This is a genomic window from Corallococcus llansteffanensis, assembly GCF_003612055.1.
Lineage (GTDB): Bacteria > Myxococcota > Myxococcia > Myxococcales > Myxococcaceae > Corallococcus > Corallococcus llansteffanensis.
Genome location: NZ_RAWB01000332.1, coordinates 1 through 11,244, shown reverse-complemented (window position 1 = coordinate 11,244; position 11,244 = coordinate 1). Strand labels below are relative to the sequence as shown.

4 protein-coding genes are annotated in these 11,244 nt (G+C 70.4%); all 4 read left to right on the top strand.

Going from position 1 to position 11,244, the window contains the following annotated elements; all coding sequences use genetic code 11:
- A partial coding sequence (locus D7V93_RS26915; protein WP_147451345.1) for a non-ribosomal peptide synthetase occupies window positions 1-1,161 on the top strand: 1,161 nt, incomplete at its 5' end.
- Window positions 1,154-5,800 carry a type I polyketide synthase gene (locus tag D7V93_RS26910; protein WP_208723162.1) on the top strand — a complete coding sequence of 1,549 codons (4,647 nt, stop codon included), beginning with the start codon at window positions 1,154-1,156 and terminating at the stop codon, window positions 5,798-5,800. The genes D7V93_RS26915 and D7V93_RS26910, both read left to right, overlap by 8 nt.
- 53 nt (window positions 5,801-5,853) lie before the next feature.
- The gene (gene glyA / locus D7V93_RS26905; protein ID WP_208723161.1) at window positions 5,854-7,209 is read left to right on the top strand and encodes a serine hydroxymethyltransferase; all 1,356 of its coding nucleotides are present in this window, start codon (window positions 5,854-5,856) and stop codon (window positions 7,207-7,209) included.
- A gap of 42 nt (window positions 7,210-7,251) precedes the next feature.
- The coding region (locus D7V93_RS26900) for a non-ribosomal peptide synthetase (RefSeq protein ID WP_120646117.1) at window positions 7,252-11,244 on the top strand (3,993 nt) is incomplete at its 3' end.

The window sequence follows — 11,244 nt, the reverse complement described above, 5'->3', positions numbered from 1 at the left end:
TCTCACGTCACCCTCCTCAACACCGTCCCCTCCGCCCTCTCCGAATTGCTTCGCGGCGCGGGCCTGCCCCCCTCCGTCCGCACCGTCAACCTCGCGGGCGAGCCACTTCCTCGCGCCCTCGTGACGCGCGCCTACCAGGTGCCCTCCGTCCAGCGCCTCTTCAACCTCTACGGGCCTTCCGAGGACACCACCTACTCCACCTGGGCCCTCATCGATTCCTCCGAGGCCGGCACGCCTCCCATTGGACGTGCCATCGCCAACTCCCAGGTGTACCTGCTGGACCGCTTCGGCCAGCCCACGCCCTTCGGCGTCCCGGGCGAAGTCTTCCTCGGGGGCGAAGGCCTCGCGCGCGGCTACCTCGGCCAGCCCTCCCTCACCGCCGAGCGCTTCGTCCCCAATCCCTTCAGCACTTCGCCCGGCGCTCGCCTCTACCGCACCGGCGACCTCGCCCGCTGGCGTGCGGAGGGCCAACTGGAGTTCCTCGGCCGCAATGACCATCAGGTGAAGCTGCGCGGCTTCCGGATTGAGTTGGGAGAGATTGAAGCCGCGCTGGCGCGACAGCCGGGCGTGCGCGAGGTGGCCGTCCTCGTCCGCGAGGATGTGCCTGGGGACAAGCGCCTCGTCGCGTACCTCGTACTCGCTCCCGACGCGCCCTCCGTCAGTGAGCTGCGCCGCGCGTTGCAGCAGCAGTTGCCCGGCTACATGGTGCCCGCCCACCTGCTGCCGTTGGACGCGCTCCCGCTCACGCCCAACGGCAAGCTGGACCGGCGCGCCCTGCCCGCGCCCGACGCGCGGCCCTCGCTGGACACCGGCTTCGTCGCCCCTCAGAGCGCCCTGGAGCAGCAGCTTGCCTCCGCGTGGCAGTCCGTCCTTCGCCTCGACAAGGTCGGCGTCCACGACAACTTCTTCGACCTCGGCGGCAACTCGCTGCTGATGGTCCAGCTCCACGCGCAGCTTCGCGAGACCCTGAAGCTCGACGTCCCACTGGTCGAGCTCTTCCGAGCACCCACCATCCGCTCACTCGCGAAGCTGTTGAGCCGTGAAGTCTCCGATCAGCCCTCGCTCGAGAAGCACCAGGAGCGAGCCACCAAACAGAAGCAGGTCATGGATCAACAGAAGCGCCTGCTGATGCGCATGAAGGATGGGAAGAAGAATGGATAGCCTGATCGAGGAGGGTCCCCAGGATGGCATGGAGACCATTGCCATCATCGGCATGAGCGGGCGCTTCCCTGGTGCGCGGAGCATCGAAGCGCTCTGGGAGAATCTCTGCTCGGGCGCCGAGTCCGTCTCCGTCTTCTCCGATGAGGAGCTGGCCGCCGCGGGCGTCGACGCTTCCGTGCGAGGCCAGCCCCACTACGTCCCCGCCCGGGGCGTGCTCGATGACGTCGACCAGTTCGATGCCTCCTTCTTCGGCCTCGCCCCACGCGAGGCCGCCACCATGGACCCCCAGCAGCGCCTCTTCCTCGAGTGCGCCGCCGAGGTTCTTGAGCGCGCAGGCCATGGCGCGCCCGCCTCCGACAACCGCATCGGCGTCTTCGCCGGTGTGAGCATGAACACCTATCTCCTGCACAACCTGTACGGCCACCCGGAGCTGCTGGCCGGTGCAGCGGGGTACCAGGCGGCCCTCGGGAACGATAAGGACTTCGTGGCCACACGCGTGGCCTACAAGCTCGGCCTGCGCGGCCCCAGCCTCACCGTCCAGACCGCCTGCTCCACCTCGCTCGTCGCCGTCCACGTCGCCTGTCAGAACCTGATCAGCTACCGCTGCGACATGGCGCTCGCGGGTGGCGCCTGCGTCCAGGTTCCGCAGGCCTCCGGCTACGTCTATGAGCCGGAAGGCATCCTGTCGCCGGATGGCCACTGCCGCGCCTTCGATGCCAGGGCCCAGGGCACCGTCAGCGGCAACGGGGTCGGCGTCGTCCTCCTCAAACGCCTCTCGGATGCGCTGAACGACGGCGACACCGTCTACGCCGTCATCAGGGGCTCGGCCATCAACAACGATGGCTCCCTCAAGCCCGGCTTCACCGCTCCCAGCGTCGACGGACAGACCGAGGCCATCACCGAAGCGCTCGCCATGGCCGACGTGGAGCCTTCGTCCATCTCCTACGTCGAGGCTCACGGCACCGCCACGCCCATGGGTGACCCCATCGAGCTGTCGGCCCTCAAGCGCGCCTTCCGCTCCGCCTCGCGCGCCACGTGCGCCCTGGGTTCAGTCAAGTCCAACCTGGGCCACCTGGATGCCGCGGCCGGTGTCACCGGCCTCATCAAGACGGCGCTGGCGCTGCACCACCGCAAGCTGCCACCCAGCCTTCACTACTCCGCACCGAATCCGCAGCTCGGCCTGGAGGACAGTCCCTTCTACGTCAACGCCTCACTGAAGGACTGGCAGCCTCCCGCGGGCGTGCCTCGCAGGGCCGGCGTCAGCGCCTTCGGCATTGGTGGCACCAACGCCCACGTCATCCTCGAAGAGGCCCCCGCGCGGGAGGTCCCTGCTTCTACGAACGCGCCACAGGTGTTGGTGCTGTCGGCGAAGACGGCCTCGGCGCTGGAGCGCGCCACCGCGCAGCTCGCCACGCACCTCCAGGCCCACCCCGAGCTGCCCCTGGCCGACGTCGCCTTTACCCTCCAGGTGGGCCGCCGTCTGCTGCCCCACCGCCGCTTCCTCATCGCTTCCGACGCCCTTCAGGCCGCCCAGCTGCTTCAGGACTCCCAGCAGCAGCCTCCTGCGTTCGTCTCCGGCTTCGATGACTCCGACGAGCGGCCCGTCGTCTTCATGTTCCCCGGTGGCGGTGCCCAGTACGTCCTCATGGGCCAGTCCCTCTACGCCTCGCTCCCGCTCTTCCGCGACACCGTCGACCGCTGCGCTTCGCTCCTCCTGCCGCTTCTCGGCCAGGACGTGCGCGCCGTCCTCTACCCGCCGACCTCTTCCGCTGACGCCTCCGCAGCCCTCCTGCGCCAGCCCCGCCTCGGCCTTCCCGCCCTCTTCGTCACCTCCTACGCCCTGGCCCAGCAGTGGCTCGCCTGGGGCCTCAAGCCCCAGGCCCTCATCGGCCACTCCCTCGGCGAGTACGTCGCCGCATGCCTCGCGGGTGTCTTCTCCCTCCAGGACGCCCTCGCCCTCGTCTGCCTGCGCGGCCGTCTCTTCGAGCAGCTCCCCCCGGGCGCCATGCTCAGCGTCGCCCTCTCCGAGGCCGACGTCCTGCCCCTGCTGGGTGACTCGCTCTCCCTGGCCGCCGTCAACGCCCCTTCCCTCTGCGTCGTCTCCGGCCCCACCTTCGCCATCGCCGCGCTCGCCGCGCGCCTTCGTGAGTCCTCCGTCGAGCACCGCGAAATCGCCATCGACGTCGCCGCCCACTCCTCGCTGGTGGAGCCGCTGCTCGCTGAGTTCACCCGCGTCCTCTCCTCCCTCTCCCTCCACGCACCCAAGCTCCCCTTCCTCTCCAATGTCACCGGCACGTGGATTACCGCCCAGGAAGCCACCCGCCCTGACTACTGGGCCCGCCACCTGCGCCAGACGGTGCGCTTCGCCTCCGGCGTGGAGACGGCACTCGCCTCCCTCGGCTCGCCCCTCTTCCTCGAAGTCGGCCCCGGCCAGACGCTCACCCGTCTCGCCCACCTCTCCACACGCGCCCACTCCCACGCCCTCGTCCTCTCCTCCATGCGTCACCCGCAGGAGGAGGCCGATGACGTACGCGTGCTGCTCGCCTCTCTCGGCAAGGCCTGGCTCTCCGGCGTCCCCCTCTCCTGGGACGCCGTCCACGCCGCTCCACCTCGCCGCGTCCTCCTCCCCACCTACCCCTATGAGCGTCAGCGCTTCTGGGTGGAGCCCGGACGCGCCTCCCTCTCCTCCCTCGCGGATCCGCTTCGCAAGCAGCCCCACGTCGCCGACTGGTTCTACCTGCCCTCCTGGAAGCGCTCCCTCCCGCCTCGCGCCTCCGCCTCCGCGCCTCGCCGGTGCCTCGTCTTTCTCGACGCGCTCGACCTCGCCTCCTCCCTCGTCTCCCGCCTCGAGGCCCTTGGCCACTCCGTCTTCACCGTCTCCCCGGGCTCCGAGTACCGCCGCGAGGGCAGTCATGGGTTCGTCATCGATCCGCGCAGCAGCACGGGCTACGCGCGGCTCCTCGGTGACCTGAGCACCGCCCAGTCATTGCCGGACCTCATCCTCCACGGCTGGGGGCTCACGGCTCCGGATGCTCCGGGCTCCGACGCGCTCGAGCGGGACCTGGACCTCGGCTTCTACAGCCTCCTGTTCCTCACCCAGGCGCTCGGGAAACAGCACCTCACGGAGTCGCTGCGCATCGTGACGCTCGCGAATGGGACGCAGGAGGTCACCGGCCACGAGCCGCTGAACGCCGCGAAGGCGGCCGTCCTGGGCCTCTGCAACGTGATTCCCCAGGAGCACCAGAACATCAGCTGTCGGAGCATCGACGTGGAGCCCCCGACGGATGCGGCGGGCACCGCTGCGCTCGCGGCCCGGCTCGTGAAGGAAGTCCTCGCCGACATGAAGGACGCGGCGGTCGCCTACCGCGGAACCCACCGCTGGGTGCAGACCTTCGAGCAGGTTCCCCAGCGTCCCACGACGGAAGCCGCCCTCCCGCTCCGGCAGCGCGGCACGTACCTCATCACCGGCGGACTCGGGAAGATCGGCCTCGAGCTGGCGAGGCACCTGGCGCGCACCGTCCAAGCCCGACTGGTCCTCCTCGGCAGGACCGGCGTACCCACCCGCGAGGAGGGGGCCCGCATGCTCGCGGACGGCACGGCGGACGAGACGACCCGCGAGCGGCTCCGCGCACTCGACGAGCTGGAGTCCCTGGGCGCCGAGGTCCTGGTGCTTCGCGCGGACGTGGCCGACGCCGCGCAGGTGTCCGCGGCGCTCGACGCGGCCACCGCTCGCTTCGGACCCCTCCATGGCGTCATCCACGCGGCGGGGACGACGGGCGACAAAGCCGTCCGCCTCATCGACGAGGCCCTGCCCACCGACTGCGACTGGCACTTCGCTCCCAAGGTGCGGGGCCTCCAGGTGCTGGCCTCGCTGCTGGAGGGACGCGACCTGGACTTCTGCATCCTGTGCTCGTCCCTGGCGTCGGTCCTCGGTGGACTCGGCTATGCCGCCTACGCGTCCGCCAACCGGTTCATGGACGTCTTCGCCCAGGCGCACGGCCGGACCAGCGCCTTCCCCTGGATCTCCGTGAACTGGGAGGGCTGGCGGACGGACGCGAACCCCGCGCGGGGCAACGCGCTCGGAGCGACCCTCCAGGAGCTGACCCTCACTCCCGCCGAGGGCGTGAAGGCCTTCGAGCACCTGCTGTCCCTGGAGCCCGTCGCCCACGTGCTCATGTCCACGGGCTCGCTCCAGGCCCGCCTCGACCGGTGGACCCGGTTCCAGGAGGACGGCGCCGCCCCGGGCGACACCGCCTCCCGCGCGAACCTCGCCCACGTCCGTCCCCAGCTCCGCACCGAGTACGTCGCGCCCCGCGGCGAGCTGGAACAGACCATCGCGGACATGTGGCAGATGCTGCTCGGCATCGACCGGGTCGGCATCCACGACAACTTCTTCGAGCTGGGAGGGCACTCCCTGCTGGCCACCCAGCTCACCACCCGGCTGAAGGCCACCTTCAAGGTGGAGCTTCCCCTGCGCCGCCTGCTGGCGAGCCCCACCGTCGCCAGCATCGCGGACGTCGTCCTCCAGGCCCAGGCCGAGCAGGTGGATGACGACACCCTGGCCCAGATGCTCGCCGACCTCGAAGCGATGTCCACCGAGGACACCGCGGACCTGCTGGCCGAAAGCGAGGCCCTGTGAATCCCGTGAAAAAGCTCCCCCCTTCCGATTCGTCCCCACGAGAGGAATCACCCGTGAACAAGAACATCCTTTCGGAGCTCATGCGCAGCGGGAGCGAGCTCCTCGCCGAGGAAGATCCCGCGCTCTTCGCGCTGCTCGAAGGTGAATACGAGCGTCAGCAGGACACGCTCGTGATGGTCGCCTCGTGCAGCATCGCCGACCCGTCGGTGCTCGCGTGCCAGGGCTCGGTGGCGGTCAACGTGACCGCCGAGGGCTACCCGGGCAAGCGCTACCACGCGGGCTGCGAGCGCATCGACGGCATCGAGCAGCTGGCCATCGACCGCGCCAAGACCGCCTTCCAGGCGCGCTACGCCAACACCCAGCCGCATTCAGCCACCTCGGCCAACTACATCGTCCTGTCGCACCTGCTGGCGCCGGGCGACACCATCCTCGGAATGGGACTGCGCGCGGGCGGCCACCTGACGCATGGCTCCAAGGTCTCCATGTCCGGGCAGTACTTCCGGTCGGTCCACTACGGCGTCGATGAGAACGGCTTCATCGACTACGAGCAGGCCGCGCGGATGGCCCGGGAGTTCAAGCCCCGGCTCATCATCTGCGGCGCCACCGCCTACTCCCGCATCGTCGACTTCCGCCGCTTCCGCGAGATCGCCGACGAGGTGAACGCCTACCTGCTGGCGGACATCTCGCACATCGCGGGGCTCGTCATCACCGGGCTCCACCCGAGCCCCATCGACCACGCCCACTTCACCACCACGTGCACGCACAAGCAGCTCTACGGGCCGCGCGGCGGGCTCATCCTGCTGGGACGCGACCATGAGGCGCTCGGCCCGGATGGCAAGCACACGCTGACCGACCTGATGCGCCGCGCGGTGTTCCCCTACTTCCAGGGCGCGCCCATCATCAACGCCATGGCGGCCAAGGCCCGGGCCCTGGCCGTCGCCGTCACCCCCGGGTTCAAGGCCACCGCCGAGCGCATCGTCGAGGACGCGCGCGCGCTCGCCCAGGCGCTCCAGGAGCGCGGCTACCGCATCATCTCCGGCGGCACGGACAACCACATCGTGCTCGTGGATGTCGCGGCGCGGGGCCTCACCGGGCTCCTGGCGGAGCAGGCGCTGGAGGCCTGCGGCATCATCGTCAACAAGAACTCCATCCCGGGCGACAAGAACCCGGCCGAGATCGCCAGCGGCGTGCGGCTGGGGACCAACACGCTGGCGGGCCGCGGCTACGGCCCGCGCGAGATGGAGCTGTGCGCCGACCTCTTCCACCGCGTGCTCTCCGGCATCGAGGTGCTCGGCCCGCGCGAGTACAGCCTCAGCCCCACCCTCCAGGCCGGCATCCGCGCGGAGGTCCGCGCCCTCTCCCGGCGCTTCCCCATCCCCCGCTACGCGGCCGCCCACCCCGAGCCGTAGGCGTCATCACCCCTCATCTTTTCCGCACGACGGACCTCTCCCATGAGCGACCTCTCCAAGCGACTCGCCGCCCTTCCTCCCGAGAAGCGCGCCCTGCTGTCACGGCAGCTCAAGAACAAGACCGAGTCCCCACGGGGCCCGGCCGTCCCACGGCGGCCGGACAACGTGCCCGTGCCGCTCTCCTTCGCGCAGCAGCGGCTCTGGTTCCTCGACCAGCTGGAGCCCGACAGCCCGCTGTACAACGTCCCCACCAACGTGCGCCTCACGGGGAAGCTGGACGCGCAGGTGCTGCGGCGCAGCCTCAATGAGATCATCCGCCGGCACGAGGTCCTCCGCACGACCTTCGCGCCCCCATCTCAGGACGGGCGCGCCGTGCAGATCATCGCGCCGGCGCTGGCGCTGGAGCTGCCGGTGGTGGACCTCCAGGGCCTGCCACGCACCGAGCAGGACGCGGCGGTGGAGCGGCACGCGCTCGCCGAGGCCCGGCACGTGTTCACCTTGCGGACGGGGCCCCTGGTCCGCGCGACGCTGCTGCGCCTTTCGGAGCGGGAGCACGTGCTGCTGCTGAACATGCACCACATCATCTCCGACGGCTGGTCCATGGGCGTGATGCTCCAGGAGATGGGCACCCTCTACGCCAGCTTCGCCGCGGGCCGGCCCTCCGTCCTCCCGGAGCTGCCCGTGCAGTACGCGGACTACTCCGTGTGGCAGCGCGAGTGGCTGCGCGGGGAGGAGTACGAGAAGCAGGCCGCGTACTGGAAGACGCGGCTTGCCGGCAGCCTGCCGGTGCTGGAGCTGCCCACCGACCGGCCCCGCCCCGCGGTCCAGTCCTTCCGGGGAGCGCACCATCTCTTCGTCCTGGACGAGGCCCTCACGGCGGCGCTCAAGGACGTCAGCCGCCAGGAGGGCGTCACGCTCTTCATGACGATGCTGGCCGCCTTCAAGCTGCTGCTCCACCGCTACAACGGCCAGGTGGACCTGCTCGTGGGCACGCCCATCGCCAACCGCACCCAGCCGGAGCTGGAGGGCCTCATCGGCTACTTCGCCAACACGCTGGTGCTCCGCACGGACCTCGACGGGGACCCCACCTTCCGCGCGTTCCTGGAGCAGGTCGAGGACGTGTGCCTGGGCGCGTATGCCCACCAGGACCTCCCCTTCGATCAGCTGGTGGAGCTCATCCAGCCGGAGCGGAGCCTGAGCCACATGCCCCTGTTCCAGGTCATGTTCGTGTTCCGCAACGACCCGTCGAAGCCGCTGGCGCTGCCGGAGCTGACGATGGCGCCCATGGAGGTGGAGAGCGGGACGTCGAAGTTCGACCTGACCCTCTACCTCATGGAGGTCGAGGGCCGGCTCCAGGTGTCCCTGGAATACAGCACCGACCTCTTCGACGAGGCCACCATCCACCGCATGGAGGGGCACTTCCGCACCCTCCTCGGAAGCCTCGCCGCGGACCCCGGCCAGCGCCTGTCCCGCGTGCCGCTGCTCACGGCGCCCGAACAGCAGCAGCTCATCCGCGACTGGAACGCCACGGACCTGGCGTTCCCGGAGCGCGCGTGCCTGCACGAGCTGTTCGAGGCATGGGTGGACCGGGCGCCGGACGCCGTCGCCGCCGTGTGTGGCGAGGAGGCGCTGACGTACCGGGAGCTCAACCGGCGTGCGAACCAACTGGCCCACCGCCTGCGCGCGCTTGGCGTGGGGCCCAACGTCAAGGTGGGCCTCTGCGTGCGGCGCTCGCTGGAGGCCGTGGTGGGCTTGATGGGCATCGTGAAGGCGGGTGGCGCCTACATGCCATTGGATCCCGCCTACCCGAAGGAGCGCCTCCAGTTCATGCTGGAGGATGTCCGGGCCCCGGTGCTGCTGACGCAGTCGGCCCTGCTGGAGCGGCTTCCCGCGCAGCAGGCCCAGGTGCTCTGCCTGGACACGGACTGGGCGGACATTGCCCGGGAGCCGGACACGAACCCGCCGAGCGCGGTGACGCCGGAGGACCTCGTGTACGTCATCTACACGTCGGGCTCCACCGGCAACCCCAAGGGGGTGATGCTCGACCACCGGGGCCGGGTGAACAACTTCACGGACTTCAACCGCCGCTTCGACATTGGCCCCGGGGACGCCGTGCTGGCCCTGTCGTCGCTGAGCTTCGACATGTCCGCGTATGACGTCTTCGGGACGCTCGCCGCGGGCTCCACCATCGTGCTGCCCGTCGCGGCGCTCGAGCGCGACCCGGCCCACTGGGCGCAGCTCATGGTGCAGCACCGCGTCTCCGTCTGGCACTCCGTGCCCGCGCTGCTGGAGATGCTCCTGGCCAGCGTGGGCACCGACGGGGAGCGCGTCCCCCGCTGGCTGCGTCTGGTGTTGCTGGGCGGCGACTGGATCCCCGTCACGCTGCCGGACCGGCTCAAGGCCGTGGTCGCCGGTGCGCAGGTGATCAGCCTGGGAGGCGCCACGGAGATCTCCATGGACTCCACCATCTACGACGTCGTGGAGACCGACCCCGCGTGGAAGAGCATCCCCTACGGGATGCCGATGACGAACCAGCTCTGCTACGTGCTGGACGCGCAGCTGCAGGCGGTGCCCATCGGCGTGCCGGGCGAGCTGCACCTGGGCGGTGCGGGGGTGGCCTGGGGCTACCTGAACCGCCCGGAGCTGACGGCCACGAAGTTCATCCCGCACCCCTTCAGCACGCGGGCCGGCGCCCGGCTCTACAAGACGGGGGACCTGGCCCGCTACCGCCCGGACGGCAACCTGGAGCTGCTGGGCCGCATCGACAACCAGGTGAAGATCAACGGGCTGCGCATCGAGCTGGGAGAGATCGAGGCCGCCCTGCGCAAGCTGCCCGGGGTGGACGAGGTCATCGTCGTCGCCCGGGCCGAGGGCTCGGGGCCCAAGCGGCTGGTGGCCTATGTCGTGCCCGAGGAGGGCCAGACGCTGACGGCCGAGGACACGAGGGCCGCCCTCAAGTCCCAGCTCCCCGAGTACATGGTGCCCACCGCCTACGTCTTCCTGGAGGCCCTGCCGCTGACGCCCAATGGCAAGGTGGACCGGCGCAACCTCCCGGCCCCCCGGCTGACCCGCCAGGATGCCCAGCCGGTGGTGGCGCCGCGCACGCCCGAGGAGAAGGTGCTCGCGGGCATCTGGAGCGCGCTGCTGGGAGTGGAGCAGCTCAGCGTGCACGACAACTTCTTCAGCCTGGGAGGCGACTCGGTGCTGGGCGTGCAGCTGGTCGCCCGGGCCCGGCAGGCGGGGCTCCACCTCACCCCGAAGCAGCTCTTCCAGCACCAGACCCTCGCCGCGCTGGCGGAGGTGGTGCAGCCCGTCGCCGCGCGGCCCGCGGGGGAGGCCGCGGGCCCCCGGCTCACCGCCCGGCAGCAGCAGGTCGCGGACCGGATGCGCGTGGAGGACGCCGGCATCGAGGCGCTGTACCCCGTCTCCCCCATGCAGCGGAACATGCTGCTGCGGACCCGGGGGACACCTGCCCCGGGGCTCTATGTCGTCCATGCCAGCCTGCAGCTCCCCGGCGACCTCCAGGTGGACCGCTTCCGGGAGGCCTGGCAGCGCGTGGTGGCCCATCACCCCATCCTCCGGACGGGCTTCGCCTGGGAAGGGCTGGACGAGCCCCTCCAGGTGGTGCGCCGCGCGGTGGACGTGCCGCTCGAGGCCCATGACTGGCGGCACCTGTCCCTGGACGCGCAGCGGGAGCAGCTGGCGGACCTGCTGCTGGCGGATCGGCGGCGCGGGTTCGAGCTGTCGCGGGCGCCGCTGATGCGGCTCCTCCTCATCCACGTGGACGAGAGCACGTACTACTTCACCTGGAGCAACCACCACGCGCTGCTGGATGGCTGGTCCCGGGCCATCGTGCTGAAGGACGTGTTCCTCACCTACGGGGCGCTCCTGGCCGGCCAGGCTCCGCCGCTCCAGGCGCGTCGCGCCTATGCGGACTACATCGGGTGGATCCAGCAGAAGGACGCCGCGGCGTCCGAGCAGTTCTGGCGTCAGCAGCTGAGCGGCTTCTCCGGCCCGGTGCCCCTCGTCCTCGAG

What these genes read in the sequence shown, in the direction of transcription:
- D7V93_RS26910 (WP_208723162.1), top strand. Translation starts at nt 1,154, where the DNA reads ATGGATAGCCTGATCGAGGAGGGTCCCCAGGATGGCATGGAGACCATT.